The sequence below is a fragment of the Prosthecobacter sp. genome (genome assembly GCF_049294395.1).
Classification (GTDB): Bacteria; Verrucomicrobiota; Verrucomicrobiia; order Verrucomicrobiales; family Verrucomicrobiaceae; genus Prosthecobacter.
Genome location: NZ_JBAQCR010000346.1, coordinates 15,851 through 33,741, shown reverse-complemented (window position 1 = coordinate 33,741; position 17,891 = coordinate 15,851). Strand labels below are relative to the sequence as shown.

12 protein-coding genes and 1 other RNA gene are annotated in these 17,891 nt (G+C 59.9%); 3 read left to right on the top strand and 10 right to left on the bottom strand.

Annotated elements, in window-relative coordinates:
• Positions 1-3 precede the first annotated feature (3 nt).
• Together WAW39_RS23220 and WAW39_RS23215 are read right to left on the bottom strand one after the other, a co-directional pair.
• The gene (locus tag WAW39_RS23220) at positions 4-1,035 is read right to left on the bottom strand and encodes a PfkB family carbohydrate kinase (RefSeq protein WP_422321540.1); all 1,032 of its coding nucleotides are present in this window, start codon (positions 1,033-1,035) and stop codon (positions 4-6) included.
• The gene (locus WAW39_RS23215; RefSeq protein ID WP_422321539.1) at positions 1,032-1,691 is read right to left on the bottom strand and encodes a bifunctional 4-hydroxy-2-oxoglutarate aldolase/2-dehydro-3-deoxy-phosphogluconate aldolase; all 660 of its coding nucleotides are present in this window, start codon (positions 1,689-1,691) and stop codon (positions 1,032-1,034) included. Before WAW39_RS23215 ends, WAW39_RS23220 begins: the two co-directional genes overlap by 4 nt.
• Positions 1,692-1,823: 132 nt before the next feature.
• On the opposite strand from WAW39_RS23215, the gene WAW39_RS23210 reads away from it, so the two are divergent.
• Positions 1,824-3,128 carry an ATP-dependent 6-phosphofructokinase gene (locus WAW39_RS23210; protein WP_422321538.1) on the top strand — a complete coding sequence of 435 codons (1,305 nt, stop codon included), beginning with the start codon at positions 1,824-1,826 and terminating at the stop codon, positions 3,126-3,128.
• Between the two features lie 5 nt (positions 3,129-3,133).
• Here WAW39_RS23210 and WAW39_RS23205 read toward each other — a convergent pair whose 3' ends face one another.
• Both WAW39_RS23205 and WAW39_RS23200 read right to left on the bottom strand, forming a co-directional pair.
• The gene (locus WAW39_RS23205) at positions 3,134-5,458 is read right to left on the bottom strand and encodes a sialidase family protein (RefSeq protein WP_422321537.1); all 2,325 of its coding nucleotides are present in this window, start codon (positions 5,456-5,458) and stop codon (positions 3,134-3,136) included.
• Between the two features lie 97 nt (positions 5,459-5,555).
• Positions 5,556-6,671, bottom strand: coding sequence for a metallophosphoesterase (locus tag WAW39_RS23200; RefSeq protein ID WP_422321536.1), 1,116 nt, complete (start codon positions 6,669-6,671; stop codon positions 5,556-5,558).
• Between the two features lie 140 nt (positions 6,672-6,811).
• On the opposite strand from WAW39_RS23200, the gene ssrS reads away from it, so the two are divergent.
• Positions 6,812-6,993, top strand: a non-coding RNA gene (gene ssrS, locus WAW39_RS23195) — 6S RNA.
• A 71-nt stretch (positions 6,994-7,064) separates the two neighbouring features.
• On the opposite strand, the gene WAW39_RS23190 is transcribed toward ssrS, so the two are convergent.
• From WAW39_RS23190 to WAW39_RS23170, 5 genes are all read right to left on the bottom strand, one after another.
• The gene (locus WAW39_RS23190) at positions 7,065-7,958 is read right to left on the bottom strand and encodes a polysaccharide deacetylase family protein (protein WP_422321535.1); all 894 of its coding nucleotides are present in this window, start codon (positions 7,956-7,958) and stop codon (positions 7,065-7,067) included.
• 106 nt (positions 7,959-8,064) lie between these two features.
• On the bottom strand, positions 8,065-8,769 hold the full coding sequence (locus tag WAW39_RS23185; protein WP_422321534.1) for a pseudouridine synthase: 705 nt from the start codon (positions 8,767-8,769) through the stop codon (positions 8,065-8,067).
• A 33-nt stretch (positions 8,770-8,802) separates the two neighbouring features.
• Positions 8,803-9,132 carry a hypothetical protein gene (locus WAW39_RS23180; protein WP_422321533.1) on the bottom strand — a complete coding sequence of 110 codons (330 nt, stop codon included), beginning with the start codon at positions 9,130-9,132 and terminating at the stop codon, positions 8,803-8,805.
• A gap of 21 nt (positions 9,133-9,153) precedes the next feature.
• Positions 9,154-10,644, bottom strand: a complete 1,491-nt coding sequence (locus WAW39_RS23175; RefSeq protein WP_422321532.1) for an Hsp70 family protein — start codon at positions 10,642-10,644, stop codon at positions 9,154-9,156.
• A gap of 33 nt (positions 10,645-10,677) precedes the next feature.
• Positions 10,678-16,251, bottom strand: coding sequence for an FHA domain-containing protein (locus tag WAW39_RS23170; protein ID WP_422321531.1), 5,574 nt, complete (start codon positions 16,249-16,251; stop codon positions 10,678-10,680).
• Between the two features lie 164 nt (positions 16,252-16,415).
• On the opposite strand from WAW39_RS23170, the gene WAW39_RS23165 reads away from it, so the two are divergent.
• Positions 16,416-17,231 (top strand): hypothetical protein, encoded by an 816-nt coding sequence (locus tag WAW39_RS23165; protein ID WP_422321530.1) that lies wholly within the window; start codon positions 16,416-16,418, stop codon positions 17,229-17,231.
• A 6-nt stretch (positions 17,232-17,237) separates the two neighbouring features.
• Here the strand turns inward: WAW39_RS23165 and WAW39_RS23160 are convergent, their stop codons facing one another.
• Positions 17,238-17,888 (bottom strand): FHA domain-containing protein, encoded by a 651-nt coding sequence (locus WAW39_RS23160; RefSeq protein ID WP_422321529.1) that lies wholly within the window; start codon positions 17,886-17,888, stop codon positions 17,238-17,240.
• Positions 17,889-17,891: the final 3 nt, after the last annotated feature.

Here is a 17,891-nt window from a genome sequence, read left to right as displayed (position 1 = left end):
AAATTAACGGCTGACGCGTCCGCCGCCGTCGCCCTGCATGAGGTTCTCGATTTCGGTGCGGGTACTGTAGTTGTAGTCGCCTTCGATGGAATGGGCGAGGCAGCCGGCGGCGGTGGCGAAGGATATGGCGACGGCAGGAGGGGAGTTTTGAAGGAAGGAGAAGAGGAGACCGGCGGTGAAAGCATCTCCAGCGCCGAGGCGGTCGATGATCTGGGTGATTGTGTAGCGCGGTGCGGCGTGCAGTGTGTCTGTCGCAGCCTCATAGAGCGCACCGCTGAAGCACTGCGCGGCGGAGGTGCTGCCATCCCGCAGGGTGAAAGCGGCGTGGGTGAGGTTGGGAAACTGGGTGATGATCTGCTTTGCCAAAGCATGCAGATCACCATTGTAATCCATGCCGAGCATGGCAGTGGCATCGCTGATGCCACCGACGAAGACGTCTACGAATGGCAGGACCGATTTCATGGTGCGTGTGGCGAGATCGCGGACTGCGAGCGGCGGATCCCAGTGCCAGAGCTTGGTGCGGTAGTTCATGTCGCACACGACTTTGATTTTACGACGTGTGGCTTCCTGCACAGCGACGAGCGCAACCTCGGAGGCGTTGCGTGAGATGGCAGGTGTGATGCCCGAGATCACGAACCATTCGCAGCCGGAGAAGATGGCGTCCCAATCATACGCGGAGGCTGGTGTGATGGCCACTGCGGAGCCATCGCGGTCGTAAATGACGTTGCCGCCGCGTTGATTGGCGCCGTGCTCAAGGAAGTAGGTTCCGAGGCGGCCTTCGTGCGTGCGGAGGATGTGCCTCGTTTCAACGCCAAGGCTTCGCAAATCCGCGACACAAGCATCTGCGATGGCATTCGTGGGCAGGGCGGTGACAAAGGCTGCATCAACACCGAGGTAGGCCAGCGAAGCGGCGATGCTGGCCTCCGCTCCGGCAAAGCTGGCATTCAGACTGCCCGGCATGGCCTGCTGAAAACGTGCGAAGCCCGGCGTGGCAAGGCGCAGCATGATTTCGCCAAAAGTGACGACGCGGCTCATGGACGGACTTGCTTGACGATGTCCGTGGCCTCACGCGCCAGCGCGGTGATGACATCCCATCCGCCTCTGGCTACAATTTCCTTCGGTGCCAGCCATGAGCCGCCAAGAGCCAGCACTGCGGGTTCGCGCAGGTAGTGCGCAGCATTGCCAGCTCCCACTCCCCCCAGGGGAATGAACTGTACGCCGAGATGCATGAACGGCGCCATGATGCTGCGCAGGAAGATCAAACCACCGCTGGGCTCCGAAGGGAAAAATTTCAGCACCCGGCATCCGGCTTCGACGGCGATCTCAATGTCTGTGGGTGTGCAAACACCGGGTGCGAACGGCAGGCCGATGCGAATCGCCTCGGCAACGACGCGTGGATTCATACCGGGAGCCACGCCGAAGCTTGCACCAGCCTCCTTGGCCTCGTTTGCCTGCTTCGGTGTGAGGATGGTGCCCACGCCGACGGTCATCTCGGGCACTTCGGCGCGGATGCGCCGCAGCGATTCGAGCGCCGCATCGGTGCGCAGGGTGAGCTCGATGCCATTCACGCCGCCCGCCAGCAAGGCCTGCGCCAGCGGCACGGCATCCTCCACACGGTCGATCATCAAAACGGCAATCACGCCGGTTTGGCGGAGTTGCAGGCGCAAGTTGTCGGGAAAGGCGGTGTTCATGGCTGGAAGCAGGAGGGGATGCGTGTTTTTGCAACTGACATGTACAGTTAGCGGAAGGTCAATTGTGGCTGGCAGGTGCTACGAGGAGCGGGAGAATGGCACTTCTCCTGCTTTACTCTTCACCAACCTGCCATGACCCCAGCCCCTTCCGACACGAGCATCCCCACGCTCGGCCCCTGTTTGATTCATTCGCCCCTGCACCGAATCGGCGGAGTGGAGGCACCCTACAAAACGGACGCGGTGGACCGCATTCTGTACCACAGCCATCTGCTCGAAGACGGACGTGATGTGTCAAAGCCGAGCTACGAAGAGGCGGGGCCACGGGAGATGATCTATTTTGACCCGGCCAAGACCACGGTCGGCATCGTGACCTGCGGCGGTCTTTGCCCGGGCTTAAACGACATCATCCGCGGCATCGTGAACCGCTGCCATCAGCAGTACGGAGTCGCACGCGTGTATGGCTTCCGCTACGGCTATGAGGGGCTGGTACAGCGTTTCGGCCACACACCGCTGCTGCTGAAACCTTCGTCCGTGGAGCAGGCGCACCACTTTGGCGGCACCCTGCTGGGCAGCTCGCGCGGGAAGCAGGACATTGGCGAGATGGTGGACACGCTGGAGGACATGAAGGTCGATATTCTTTTCGTGATCGGCGGTGATGGCACGCTGCGCGGTGCGGCGCAGATCGTGAAGGAAATCGAACGGCGCGGATTGAAAAAGGCGGTCGTCGGCATTCCCAAGACCATCGACAATGACATCAGTTTCCTCGACAAGAGCTTCGGCTTTGAAACCGCCTTCGATGCCGCCGTGCAGGCGGTGAAGTGCGCCTATGTCGAGGCCACCGGCGCGGTGAATGGCGTCGGTTTGGTCAAGCTCATGGGGCGTGATTCCGGCTTTATCGCGTGCTATGCCGCGCTGGCGGGCAGCAACGTGGATTTTGTGCTGATACCCGAGGTTCATTTTGAACTCGACGGCGACGGAGGCTTTCTGGAGTTTTTGCGCCAGCGGCTGATCAAGCGCGGCAGCGCTGTGATCGTGGTGGCGGAGGGTGCTGGGCAGCACCTCATGCAAACCGGCGATGACACCGATGCGAGCGGCAACAAGCGCTATGGCGACATTGGCCCCTTTTTGAAGGATCGCATCAATGCCTTCTTCAAAGAGCGCAAGACCGAGGTGAATCTCAAATACATCGATCCGAGCTACATCGTGCGCAGTGTCCCGGCCAATGCGCAGGACAACGTGTACTGCTCACGCCTGGCCCAAAACGCGGTGCATGCCGCCATGGCGGGCAAGACCAACATGCTGGTGGGCCGCTGGCACAATTCCTTCGTGCATCTGCCGCTGGAACTCGTCATCCACGGGCGACGCAAGGTCGATCCCACGCAGGAGCTCTGGCACAGCGTGCTCGAATGCACGGGGCAGCCGATGGTGATGAAGTGATTACTTCACCGGGGCAGCTTGGCGCTGTAATGCACGGCACGGTGGCGGTTGTCATCAAAGGCGAAGTGGAGCCACTGGCCGTCCTTGCTGACGAAGCCATCGGGATAGTTCATGCGGCCTTTGGGGCCATCGACGGATTCCTGCTGGAGGATGCGCTGGTAGGGCCATGTCTTCATGCCGTCAAAGCTGATCCACAGGGCCATGGGGCTGCGGTGCTTACTGTTGGGATTGTGCAGGATGGCCACGCGATCCCCGCCGAGATTGTAGAGCGTGGTTTTGCTGCCGGGATTGGGGATCTGGGTGATGGAGGCAAACTTGGGCCAGGTTTTGCCGCCGTCTTTGCTTTCCGCTTTGTAAAGCATGCCGCCGAGACCATCGCCACGGATGACCATGGTGATGCGGCCGTCGGGATGCTCGAAGAGATCGTTCTCGGCCCAGCCGAAGTAGCGGCTGTTGGGGGTGAGGCGGATGTTGCCGTGCTCACTCCAAGTTTTGCCACCGTCGCTGCTGATGAGGACGCCGTTGCGCGGATTGGTGAAGTCGCGATCAAGCGGCGCACGATCCTGCTGGTCGTCAGGGCCGATGTAGTGCTGGAAGGGGAGCATGATGCGACCGTCTTTGCAGACGATGTGCTTGCGGATGAAGGTGCGCTCTTTGAGACGACCGGGGACTTCAATGGGCTTGCTCCAGGTCTTGAAGGAGTCGTCGCTGGTGAGGTACCAGGAGCGCCAGTCATTGGCCCAGTGCTTGGAGTGCGTGGAGAAGAAGAGCGTGCTGCGCTGGCCGAGGATCATGAGCTCTGTGGGGCCCTGGCCGATGGTTTTGCCTTCACGCGGGAAGCCGACATCGAAACGCTCCAGCGGTGTCCATGTCTTGCCCAGATCCGTGCTGCGAGTGACGCCGGTGTAGTTCAGCGGGCTGGGTTCGGTGTCGCCACCGGCGAGGATGAAGAGAATCCATGAGCCATCCGGCAACTCGCGCAGCGTGGTATCGCAGACCATCTTGTTGGGGGTGATGCCGTCATACGGGATGCTCTTGAAGTCCTGCTTCGCGTCTTCAATAGCTTGCGCAGCCCAGGTGGGATCTGGCGTGATGGACTTCGGCAGCTTGGGAGCGAGCGCTTTGTTGACGATGGTCTTGCCGACAGTGGCGCGGCGTTTGATCTCCTCGGGGTCCATCGTGAGTTTGCCGATTTCTGCCTGCTTCTGCATGGCCTCTTCGGTGAACTTCACATGCAGGATCTCGGCATCGGTGTGGCGGTTCCAGTCATAAAGGATGTGGATGTCGCCATTCGGTGCCTGGAAGCCATCGGGGTAGGAGACTTCGGCGCGATCATCGATGAGGAAGCCTTTGCCCCAGGTCTTGCCGTCATCGTCGGAGAGGAAGGCTTTCAGGTTGGAGCGACGTGGCAGGCGTGTGGTGACGGGGCCGTTCTTGACGAGGATGAGCTTCCCTGAGGCAAGGCGGCGGATGAAGAAGCGGGCGCTGGGGTTTTGAATGGCGGAGGGCTGCGGCTCGCTCCAGGTCGCGCCTTTGTCGGCGGAGGTGCTTTCGCTGATGCCGTCCTTGGTGCGGGCGAGCATCCAGAGGCTGCCGTCTTTGCGTTCGACGATCATGTGTTCATCGAAGTCGGTACGTGGAAAGGCCACGCCGCCGCGACGGGTCCAAGTCTTGCCCTGGTCGGTGGAGGCGAAGACATTGGCCATGCGGATGACATCGAGATCTTTGTGCGCTTCCTTGTCCACGCCGGGGCCGTGCATGCGGTCACGAGTCCAGAGTGAGACGGGCAGGAGCCAGTCGCCATTGGTCAGCACGGTGGGCTTGTTCAGGGTGCAGCCATCGGCAAAACGTACGGGGGCCGTCCATGTGGGCTCTGCGGCATCAGGATCATCGCAGCGGATGTACCAGTCGCCACAGCGGCCGTCGAAGTAGCCGAGGCTTTGATCGAAGAAGCACCACAGGCGGCCCAGGGGATCGGTCCAGAGATTGCCCACCAGTGCGCGGCGCTCGTACTTCGCGCTATTGAGTTCGCCGTCCTGAGGATCAATCACCACACGCGGCTTGGACCACGATTTGCCATCGTCCTCACTCGTCGCGAGCATGAAGAAGCCATTCGGTGAATCACCGTTGCCGACCCAGGCGGCCCACAGGCGGCCTTTCGGCGTGCGGTCGATGCCGATGATCATGTTTCCCGGCCGCTTATCTGCGTCATACTCGGGCCCAGGCTGCGTGTTAACCACGGGCGGTTCGAGAGCGAGATCGAGCAGGGCCTTGTCCTGAGCGACGGCATGCACAGCGAACAGAGAGAGAAGCAGGAGCGTGTGTTTCATGGTTGGATGTAGAAAAAGAACGCTGCCAGACATCGCATTCACGACCCATCCGGGCAAATCCGGGTGTTATGTTACCACCGAAATACTCAACCATGTACTACCTTGCCGGATAGCTCTGCTGATCCAGCACCTGCCCTGCGAGACTCTTGATTTCGATCTTCATCGGCGACTTTGGTTTGAAGGTGAGCAGGATGTAGCTGTGTTCGCTGGCGAAGAAGGCGGACTTTGGGTCCGGGTAGCGATCTCCATCTCCTTTGAGCGCGGTGTTGTAATAGGGGAAGCCATCAACCATGGCTCGCTCCGCGAAATAGCCAAAGCCGGTGATGACGGCGGAGCCCTGCTGAAAGAGCCGACCCCATTCGCCTTTCAACTGGCCGCGCATGGTGGCGCTGCGTTCGTTTTGGAGGGTGATCGTGTGGCCTGCGTGCGGCGGCTGCATCTGCTGGCGATACCATGCGAGCTGTTCAGATGCAGCGTCGAAGGGATGCCCCGTCTGCCACGTGGTGCCCATGTCCTGGATGTGCTCAAGGTCGAGCGCGATGAAGCGCGCATCGAAGTCAGGAAACGCGAGCGTCCAGTTCCATTCGTTGCCGGGCAGCGCGAAGAATTCACGATATGCGGTGGCGTCCACGTCATAGACGGCTTCGGGAGGTGGCTTGGGGCCACGCGAACGGATTTCGCGATCATGATTGCCGAGCACCGGCATGAAGGGAGTGCTGCGAAAGAGCTCGGGCTGCGAATCGATCAGAGTGCTGAAGGCCTTCGTTCCCTCGCGGCCCTTTTGATGCAGGCTGCCGACATTGTCGCCCGCTGTCATCAGCACATGCACGTCATCTTTGATTAATGCGGCGAGATCTGGCTGCGCAAAACCCCAGTCCCCCACCACGGCGATGCGCAGTTCTTTGGACGGCATGCCTTTGAACGTGTGAACTGCGGATGTCTCCGCGCCTGAACGCACCTGGTAGTGATACGTCACGTCCTTCTCGGGAATCGGAATCTCGATGTGATGCAAGGTGACCTGCTCTGCTTTGGCCACCTTGCCGGCCAGTGCGGAGCTGATCCCAAAGGACACCTCCGAGTCTCCGGGCTGCGCGGTCTCCCAGTTCACGGTGATGTGAGTCGGTTCGGCCCGCTGAAAGCTCAGCCAGATGCGCTGAATGGTGGCTGCCTCGGTGGTGGAGCAAAGCAGGAGGAAAAGGAAAAAACGCGTCATGAATGTAGGAGGAAACAAACGCATGCCATGCATGGATTTCTCCGAAGAAGACAAGCGACACCGTCCTTGATCATGCGCTCATCTCAGGATACCCTTTGCGCATCCTGGTCCGGCTTTATGCTGTGGCCTGCTCTTTGAAAAATTTCCTGCGGTGTTCGTTTTCGAGCTTTGTGGCCCGGCCCGATTCATCAACTGCGGGGGCTACGCGCTGAAGTGACATGTCATGCCTTCACTGGAAGACAGAGCTTCATCACGCGGGTTCCCACCTGGTCTCATGGGATACGTGAGCCCTTTGTATTCGGACGGCACAGGCGGGTCTGAAAGCGTCCCGGCTCCGCCCGGGGCGCTTTCTTTTTTTCAGCGCACAAGGCAGGCATGCCTTGCAGCCTGCCCTCAAGCCTTCGGCTTCTTCTCAGGCAGCGGCTTGGGATCTTTGTCGCCGATGGCTTCGGCGGGACGGATGATCACACCAACGGGCATCGAGGCCTTCTCCATGTTCAGGAGCTGGCTGACGGTGACGAATTGATAACCCTTGGCCAGCAGCTGGTCGAACATCGCCGGCATGGCGGTGATGGTGGGCGGATGGATGTCATGCGAGAGCATGATGGCTCCCGGATGCGCACCATTGACGAGGCGGCTGGTCACAGCGGCCACACCCGGACGGCGCCAGTCCTGCGGATCGACCGACCACATGATGGTGGAGTAGCCAAACTCGGTGAACATCAGGTTTTTGATGCGGGTATTGATGGCTCCATAAGGCGGGCGCACCAGATGCGGACGCACCCCGGCCACTTCGAAGACGGCGTCTTCGGACTTTTTCAGCTCACTGCGGATCTGCTCATCCGAGCGGCTGGTGAGGCTGCAATGCGTCCAGGTATGATTGCCAATCTCATGGCCTTCTTCGATGATGCGGCGCACAATGGCGGGATACATCTTCACCTGCGCACCAATGAGGAAGAACGTGCACTTGATGTTCCGCTCCTTGAGGATGTCGAGCAGTTTCGGGGTCAGGCTCGGATGCGGGCCGTCATCAAAAGTCATCGCGAGCGTCTTCTGCTCGATTTTGACGGAGGAATACGAGAGGCGCACGCCCGCAGGCGGCACCACGGGCATGGTGGAAGGATTGTTCAGCCGCTTCACCAGCGGGTTTTCCTTTGGCTTCTCTTCGGCGAGCGGCAGCGCTTTGCGCGCCTCTTCAATGGCGAGTTTGTCCGGCTTTGCAGCCTTTTGTGTTGTACAGCCCGACTGGCCTGCCAACATGATGCCAAACCAAATGCTAAGATACATGCGTGGGGGGATCACAAGGGGTAGAGATTAAGGGGTGAAATTCATCTGCGAAAGCTGGATTTTTTGAAAAACAAACAACCACCAGAAATCTGACTGCGCTTTGGATTTAATCATCACCGGCTGCCGTCAGAACCTCCTGCGAGGTCAGCGCCCGCCATGCTCCCGGCGGCAGATCGGCTGGAAGGCTCAGGGCACCAATGCTCTCGCGATGCAGGTTGATGACACGATTCCCGACACGGTGGAACATGCGTTTCACCTGATGATAGCGCCCTTCGTGCAGCGTCAGCCGGGCTTGATTCCCGCCTAAAAGGACAAGTTCCGCCGGCAGTGTCGTGATGTCTTCGGTGTGGAAGTAAAAGCCGCGTGCGAAGGCTTCCACGGCATCCGGGGCTATGGGATCGAGAGTTTCGACGAGGTAAACTTTCGGCACCTTTTCCTCGGCTGTCATCAGTCGTTTGGACCAGCGGCCATCGTTTGTCAGCAGGACGAGGCCGGAGGTGCTGCGATCCAGCCTCCCGGCGATGTGCAGGGTGTGTTTGTCGGGATCGTCGATCAAATCGATCACGGTGGGGTGCTGATCGTCCTTCGTGGCACTGAGAATGCCGACCGGCTTGTGCAGCATGAGATACAGCGCCCGTTCCGACGCCTGAATGACTGCATCATCCAGCTCCACCAAAGTGAAGCGATCCACCGGATGGTGGCCGTCCGTCACATACACTCCATTCACCCGCACGCGTCGCGCGGCGATGGCAAGATGCGCGGCCTGCCGGCCCATGGCCTCATACCCGGCGATGAGTCGGTCCAGTTTCATGCCGTCATTCCATCCCGGCCGGGTGCGGCAGAATCAAATCTCGCCAAAGTGCTTCTCACGCATCTGCACGATGGCATCCAGCATCTGGTCCGCCTCGCCGCGCAGTTTGGCATCCAGACTGGACGCGCTGCGGTTGTAGCGGCGAAACAGCATTTTCAGCTGGGCCTTGATCTCGTCCTTGGGCATCTTGGGCGTGATGCCGCAGAGTTCTTCGGGACTTTTGGAAGGTTCCACCTTGGCGGCGACGGGAGCCGCTTTGTTGACCTTGTCGAGCAGGCTGCCCTCCTTGGCGGTGGATTTGGGTTCAGCGGCGGGTTTGGAGCCACCGAGAGATTTGGAAAGCGATTTGAGGATCTTGAACATGATGTTGGTTCCTTCAGTTGTTTACTCAATACGCATGGCGCGAAGATGCTGGCTGCGGCGCTTCAATTCTTCCTCTGAGAGCACGCCTGCGCCCTTGTAGGTAACGGCGACTTCCTTGCTGCGGCCGGACTGCTTGTCCACCACCAGGGCGCGCACGCGCTGATTTTCATCGTAGCTGAAGGTCACGGCCACTTCGCAGCCTTTCGGGCGGTTCGGCGGCACGTCCAGAGTGAGGCGGCCGATGACATCGACGAACTTCGCGTCTTCATCCTCGCCCTGGGTGATGTCCACTTCGATGACGCGCTCGTTGTCCTCGGAGGTCTGATACACCTGGGTGCGAGAGCAGGGAATCGGCGTGTTCTTGGGAATCACGATGGAGTTCATCAGCTTCTCCTCCTTCGTCTTCGCGTTGTAAACCATGGCCAGCGTGCCGTAGCTCGCATTGCAGACTTCCTGGATGCGCGCCGATTTTTTAGCGAACAAGGCGGCGCCAAGCGCCACGCACTCATCCACGTTGCCGCAGGATTTGGGCGTCTTGCCGAACATCTTCTCCAGCATGGACTTCACCTTCGGAATGCGCGTCGAGCCGCCGACGAGCACCACATGGTCGATGTCGGTGGTCTTCAGCTTCGCGGAATCCAGCGCCTGCTCGACAAGGAAAACCGTGCGGGTGAGCATGTGGCGGATCAGCTTTTCAAAATGATCGCGGCTCAGGTCAATGCGGGCGATGCCGCTGTTCTGGTCATTGGCCACGGTGTCGTTCACGCGCTGGAGCTTCGAGAGCATCTTTTTCGCGTCCTCCGTGGCCTGCAGCACGCGGCGGCGGTGGCGTTCATCGCTGTAGAGCGCCGCGCCGGTCTGCTTCTTGTACTGCTCGGCGTAGGCTTCGAGCAGGATGTCGTCAAAGTTGCTGCCGCCGAGATGGCGCGCGCCCTCGGAGGTGAGGATCTTGATGTTGTCGCCTTCGACATCGAGGATCGTCGTGTCCAGCGTGCCGCCACCAAGGTCAAACACCAGGATGCGACCCTTAACGCCCTGGGAGTGGGCGTAGTAAACCGCCGCCGCCGTCGGCTCGTTCACCAGACGCTTCACCTTCATGCCTGCCATTTCAGCGGCGGCGATGGTGCTCTTGCGGGCCAGTTCGTTGAAGTTTGCCGGCACGGTGATGACGACCTCGTTGATGTCACCGCAAATCTTGGAACAGTCACGCTTCAGCTTGGAAAGGATCAGCGCGGAAATTTCCGCCGGCGTCCATTTCTTGCCATCGATCTCCACGAGATGCTCCGGGTCGTCCATGTAGCGTTTGATCTGGAAGATGGTGCGGTCGGGTTCACCACCGTCACGTGCGGCGCTGCCCACGAGCTTCACGTCCTCATGCGAATCGAAGAACACCACGGAGTGCGTCAGTCGCTCGCCGTCAGCGTTGGGCACGATTTCTGGGTTGCCATCAGGTTTCAGGTAGGCCAGCCCCGAGAGGGTGGTGCCAAGGTCGATTCCAACGTATTCAGCCATAACAATGTGTGTGAGAAAATTTTCCGGAGGGGGCTACTGGCTGGAGGTCCGGACCTCCACTTTGCGCAGGATAATCTCGTGTCCCTCCCCACGCGAGAAGATAAAGCCGGAGCGGCAGCTTTCGGTGACCCGGGGTTTGGACTTGCCTGGGAGCGAATCCACGACGGCAATGCGTTTGCGCAGATCAATATCGACTTCGGTGCCGTTCGGCACGTCAAATTCGGTCACCCCGTGCTGGTGCAAAATATCCTCAAAGGAAGCACGCAGGGTAACAAGCTGCTGCGGCACGTCGCTGCCGTTTGTCCCGGCGTAGCGGGCCACCAGGGCGTCAATGAGGTCGATGCGCTTGATGATGTCGTTGGCAAACATGACCACCGTGCTCTCTTCGGTGGGCAGGCCCCGGCGCATGATCTCGTGTTTCTCCTCCAGCTCGACGAGCTGGCCGCGCAGGCGTTTTTCGATGTCCTGCCAGTGCTTGAGCTGGGCCTCAGCCTGAGCGAACTCCTGCTTTTTGCCTTCCAGCCGGACCAGTTCGGCCTTGGTTTCGTCGATTTGCCCAATGGCTCGCTGCTGCGTGGCGCCCAGGTCGGTGATGCGTTTTTCCAGCTCGGCGATGCGCTTCTTCTGCTCCAATTCGTAGTTTTGCAGAGCCGCCGCCTGTTTTTGAATATCAGCACTGAATTTCTTGAATTCGGCATCGGCAGCCTCGCGATCCTTGCGCACCTGCTCGGCACGTGCGGCTTCACGGTTCAGAGCTTCCTGTGCAGCGTTTAGTTTGACCTGGATCGCCAGATCTTCCTCTGAGGCCTTGCGCAGAGATTTGTTGATCTCCGTCTGCCGTGATTCCAGCCCTGCCAGCGCCTGGCCAAGACCCAGAATTTTGCCACCGACGTTGATGAATTCGCCCAGCTCGTTCTTCCGTGCCTCGATCTTGGTGTGCAGTTCCTTGTGGGTCATGTCCACCTCTGCGAGCTCCGACTTCTGCGTCTCGATGACTTTGAGCAGGCGTTCCTCGTCAGCTTTAAGGTTCTGCACGCGGTCAAGGCGCTGGCGCAGTTCGCCCTCGATCGCGGCGGCATCTTTCTTCGCCGCATCCGCCTTCAACTTGGCGTCTTTGACTTCTTTTTCCAGTTCACTGAGCTGCGCCTCGGCCGCACGGGACTGGTCCTGAGCCGCCTTCAGACGTGCGGACTCCTTGTCCACCTCCGCCTGAGCTTTCATCACGCGCTCTTCGCGAACTTTGTGCGCCTCTTCCAGCTGGGTGACCTGCTGCTGCAGTTCGGCCAGCTTCTTGTTCTGGCCGTCGGTGGTGACGTTCAGGCGGGTGACAAACTGCGAAGCCTCCTCGCGTTCCTTCGTCACCGTGACCAGCAGCGCCTGGATACCCGCCAGCTCAGTGGTCAGCGCAGGAATCTGTTTCCGCAGGTTCCTTTCCTCCGCACGCGCCTTATCGGCAGCGGCTTCGGCTTCGATGCGCTTGTGTTCGGCCGCCTGCTGCGCGGCAACGGCTTTGTCCGTGCGTTTTTCAGCCTCCAAAGCTTTGGTCTCACTGGTTTTGACGGCCTTGGTCAGCTCCACAAGCTTCGCATTCTCGGTCTTCAGGGACGCATCAAGCGTGGCGCACTCCTTCTTCAGCCTGTCCTGATTGCGGGAAAGTTCCACCAGCACCTTCTCCTCCGCCTGCCGCTGTGCTTCGGTATCTCTGAGAGTCTTGGTGGCCGTGGCGAGGCGTGCATCCACCTCCGCCAGTTCGGCCAGCCGCTTTTCAGCAATGGCAATGCGCTCTTCCACACCCTTGAGGCGCGTTTCTGCTGCGTTCGCCTCCGCGAGTTTTGCCTTGGTCTCGGCTTCGAGATTGCTGCGCTTGTCGCTCAGAATTTTGTCGAGATTGATCGATTCGACGCGCAGAGCTTCGACGGCGGTCTCGGAGGCCATGCGCTGAGCCAGCGATTCCTTCAGCGTCGCCGCAGCGGCGTCACGGTCCTTGATCAGGCCCGCGAGCTCGGCCTTCAGATTGTCCGCTTCGGCGCGGGTTTGCGTCACATTGCCGCGCAAGTCTGGCAGCACCGACTCAAGCTCGGCGCGCTCCTTGGTCAGACGCTGTGTTTCAGCCAGCAGCTTGTCACGCTCCTGCGTGGCAGCGGTGATGGCGCTGTTCAGTTCGGCGTTCTGCTTGTTTGCGGCAGCCAGCTCCTTCAAACGATCATCGAGACCTGCGGTCTGCTGCGTGAGTTCGGCCACACGGGCCTCAGCCCCGGCGATTTCCTTCTGCCGCGCGGTCAGGCGGTCCTGCAGATTCTGGTGGTCCGACTCGGCGGCGGAGAGTTTCTGCTGCGTGCTGGCGTGAGTCGTCGTGAGCGTGGCGATGACGGCCTCCAGGCCGCTGATTTTTTCCACCAGCATGAGCTGCTGCTGAGAGCTTTTCTCGGCGGCGGCGGCGGCGGTGGCAGCGTCTTTCTTCTTTTCAATCGCAGCGGCAACCGACTGCTCAAGATCCGTTTTGGCCAGCGAAAGCTGTTCCGTGACCTTCTTGTGCTCGGCCTGCAAGGTTTTGAACTGCTGATCAGCGGTGGCGGCGAGTTCTTCGAGATTTTTGGTGCGCTGCTCGGCGGCGGCGAGGGAGGCCTCGCGCTCCTTGAGCTCGGCTTCAACCACCCTCACCTGCTCGCGCAGCCTGCCCATGGCCTGGGAAAGTTCAGTCTGCTGCTCCTCGATGAGATGAACCTCTTTTTCCAGTGTCTCGCGGCGCTGGGTGAGAGTTTGTGTCAGCAGCGTTTGCGCACGGCCATGCTCGGTGGCGGCGAGAAGCTCGCGAGTGCGTTCATCCCGGTCTTTGACCAAGGCGGCCACCGCAGCCAGGACCTCGGCTTTGTGCGATTCGACGGCCTTCAGCGCGTCGGTTGCGTCTTTGAGTTTCGAATCGGTCGAGGCAAGATCATCCAGCTTGTTGGTGAGATCCGCAGCCTTGTCTTCGAGTTCTTTCACCTGGGCCTGTACCTCGGCAAGACGCGTCCCACGCTCTGCGATCTGCGCTTCGAGATCCGCCTGGCGCTTCTCAGCCTCCAACCGTTCGGCCTCGTCCAGCTTGCGCGTGTCCTTGGCCTGCCGGTCAATGTCCGCGAATTTCGCCAGGGCTTCCTTTTCCTGAGTGGCGAAAGCGGTTTCAGCCTCTGACTTCTGCGTATGCAGCGCTGCAAGCTGCTGCTCGGCGGCGACGTGCTGCTGCTCCAGTTCGATCAGCTCGGCACGCAGGGCCTTCATGCGTTGCTCGGCGGTGCTCGCATCGGCCTCATGGGACTGCTGCCTGCCAAGCAGGGCGGCAATGGCGGCATCGAGCGCGCCGCGCTGGTTTTCCATCTGGCCCAAGGTCTGGGTCAGGGCATTGAGTCGTTCTTCGTTGCCGCGCAATTCGCCAACGCGTGCGGTGATGGCCTTTTCTTCGCCGCCCAGCTGCGCGATCTGGCTCTGTGCATGCTGCACCTGCTCCTGAGCTTTTGCCAGAGACGCGTTGACGGCCTCGATTTCGTTCTGCCGGGTCTCCCGCTCGGCATCGAGCTTCGCCAAATCCGCGCGGCGCAGGTCGAGCTGCTTGTCGAGGTCCTGCAAATCAGCGCTGCGTTTCGTGAGCTGTTCGGCTTCGGACTTCTGCGCATCAGCCTGCAAAGCAGTTAGACGCTTCACCTCCGCATCGGCATCGCTGATCTGCTTTTGCAACCCGGCGAGCTTCTGCGCGGCGGCAGCTTCATCGGTGGTGAGTTTGGCGACGGCGGCTTCGCGTGCTTTCGCATCTTCCGTGGTCTGCTTGAGAGCGCCTTGCTGCGCAGTGAGATCACTTTGTGCTTTCGCCAGATCGGCCAGTGTCTTCTTGAGTTCAGTGCTCTTCGTCTCTAATTGCTGATCGAGTCTCTGCAGTTCTCCACTGCGTTTGATTTGCTGCTCCGCTTCGGACTTATGAGTGTCCGCCTGCAAGGAGACAAGGCGCTGCACCACCGCCTCGGCACTGCTGACCTGTTCCTGAAGTTCGCCAAGTTTTTTGGCTCTGGCAGCTTCATCCGTGATGAGTTTGGCGACGGTGGCTTCACGCGCCGACGCCTCCGCCGCGGTCTTTTCCAGAGCATCGCTTCGGCTCGCAAGATCCCCCTGCACTTTCGCCAGTTCCGTCTGGGTCTTCTCCAGATCGACACGCCGGCCTGCCAGCTGACTGTCGAGGTCTTGAAGTTCGGCACTGCGTTTTGTGCGCTGCTCGGCCTCGGATTTCTGCGCGTCTGTCTGCAGCGCGGTGAGGCGCTTCACCTCGGCATCCGCAGCGGCTGCCTGCTGCTGTAAAGCTGCCAGCTTCTGCGCAGTCGCGGCCTCGTCAGCGGCCAGTTTGGCCAGTGTGCTCTCCCGGGATTGGGCTTCTTCGGCGGTTTTGCCCAGCACAGCCTGCTGCGCGGTGAGATTTCCCAGCACCAGGGAGAGATCCGCCTGGGCCTTCGCAAGCTCAGTTGCTTTGGCCGCAAGCTGGGCATCGAGCGCCTGAAGCTCTCCACTGCGCTGCGATTTCAGATCCGCTTCAGATTTTTGTGCCGTGGCCAGAAGCTGGTTGATGGCGGCCACCTTTTCCTTCGCAGCCGCTTCTTCGGCCGTGAGTTTGGCTATCGCAGCTTCACGATCTTTACGCTGCTTGTCAGCCTCTGCGTGCAGGGCCTGCAGGCTCTTCTGCGCGGTGCCCAGGTCCTCCTCGGACTTGGTGACGAGGGTGCGGGTGGATTCGAGCTTGCTCTCAAGGTTGCTCAGATCACGGCGTTTGGCATCAAGCTTGCCAGCGTCCGTCTTCGCGTTCTCCACATCGGCCCGGGCGTTCTGGACCTGGCCACGCAGTTTTTCGAGTTCGCCTTTGAATCCGGTGATCTCGGCCTGCGTCTGGCTCAGTTCCTTGCGCCGAACCTCAAGTGTGGCATCCAGTGAACGGATCTCGTCACGCCGTTTCTGCTCCACTTCATTGTCTGCAGGCACAGAATCGCGCGGCTGGCGGAGTTTTTCCGATTCGACCGCCTGTTTGGAAGGCGCTGGAGGAATGAAAGCGGACGGCTTGGGAATCAGCGCAGGAGGCGGTGCACTGCCGCCGGGCGGGCGCGGTGCATCGGTCTGGGCCCGCTGCACGACCGGCTTGGTGACTTCAATCTTGCCGGTTTCAGGGGTGGATTTTGGCAGGTCATCCTTGTCCCGCGCCGGGATGCTTTCGGTGTCGCCTTTTTTCCCATCCTCACGACTTGGCTGCCCCTTGGCGACGGAAACGGATTTGGAACCGCCGTCCGATGCCAGCCCCTTGGGTGCCCGTTCTCGAAAGCGGCTTTCCAGCTGGCCGAACATGATGCGATCCCCCCCTTTGACGCGAAAACGTTCCACGCGCCTGCCATTGACGAAGGTGCCGTTGGATGACTTTAAATCGACGATTTCGTAGCTGCCATCCGGCTGGCGGATAAATTCCGCGTGAAAGCTGGAAATGAACGTGTTGTCGATGACAATGTTATTGCTGGCTTCACGTCCGATGGACAGCCGTTCCTCGAGGATGTCGAAGACGAACTCATTTCCATCATTAAGGTTGAAAGCCAGATATGGCATGCCGGACGCGCAGAAAGAACTAAAGGGTCGAGAGAATAAGGGTGAAAAATCAGTGAATCAAACTTAATGAAATCAGTCGATAGGGAAGATGGGTTAAGAACCTATTGTTACAAAAACCACTTCGATTGCACAGCATCATTTAAGATTTCTAAAATATGAAAGCCATGCGATTCATCAAATATTTCAGCCTTTTGGCGCTGGTTTTGAGCAGTTTGGAGGGTTGTGCTGAGGTTCCGCCCTCCAGCGGAGGCACCGGAACGCGTTTATCCTCAGCGCAAATGGACCGCGTCGGCAGGCGGATCTGGCAAAACGAATGCGGCGGCACGGTGGCGGGGCTGACCAGTTGGAATGGGGGGGAGGATTTCGCCTCCTTAGGCATCGGGCACTTCATCTGGTACCCGCAGGGACGCAGCGGTCCATTTGCAGAAAGTTTCCCACCGCTGCTGGCTTTTCTAGAGGCTCATGGCATTGTCACGCCTGCCTGGGCGCGGAGTGCCTGCCCTTGGCCGAGCAAGGCCGCCTTTGAGGCAGACCGGAATGGTGAACGGCAGCAGGAACTGCGGGCGCTGCTCAGCCGCACGGTCAGGCAGCAGACGGAATTCATCATAACCCGCATGGAAGCTGCGCTGCCCAAGATGCTGGCGGAAGCTTCGGCCAGAGAGCGCGCCTGGGTCAAAATGGCCTTTGATTCCCTGAAAACAACACCAGAAGGCACGTTTTGCCTGATCGATTACGTGAATTTCAAGGGCGAGGGCACCAAAGCGACGGAACGCTACAAGGGCCAAGGCTGGGGGCTGCTCCAAGTTTTGCAGGCCATGGGAGCAACGCCCAGCAGTTACACTGCCTGGAATGTACAGTTTGCCGAAGCCGCCAAGCGCGTGCTCAGCCGCCGGGTGGCAAATGCTCCGGCGGAACGCAAAGAACAACGCTGGCTGTCCGGCTGGCACAACCGGTGTGATGGCTACCGGCGGTCTTTGTGAAGACCTCTATTCTTCCTTGCGCTCGATTTTGATTTTGGGCATGGAGCCAAAAACCTTGTCCTTCAGGTCTTCCAGGAGGTTGCCATCCATCTCTTTCGAGTGGCGCATGGCCAGTCCCACGACAAAAGCTATGACGAACATGCCCGTGACAATGATCCCGGTCATGCAGCCGCTCTCGGTGGTGTCCGGATAACTGCCTGCGGAAGGCTTGGCATAAGCACGCCTCACGGGGCTGAGAGGGCGCCCAGCAGGGGCAGGCGACGGCCTGGCCGCCGGGGTTGATGGATCAGCACCGACGGGAGCCGGCGGTGGCAGCGACTTGGAGAAGCGCGGCGTGGCCAGCGGCTTCTCCTCCAGAACTGCGGGCGCATCCCCGGCGTAGAAAACAGCCTGCACATCCCCGAAGCCCACGCGGTCGCCGTCCTTGAGCAGCGCCTCCTCGATCTCAGCGCCATTGACGCGGGTGCCATTGCTGGAGCCCAGATCCTGTACAAAAACACCCTTTTCTGACGCCTTGATGATGGCATGCCGCCCCGAGGAGGAAGGACAGGTGAGCACGACATCGTTTTCAGGATGTCTGCCGATGGTGGCAACATCACTTTCCAACTTATGAACGAGCGTAGTGCCGTCCTCCATGTAAAAGACTACAGAAGCCATGAA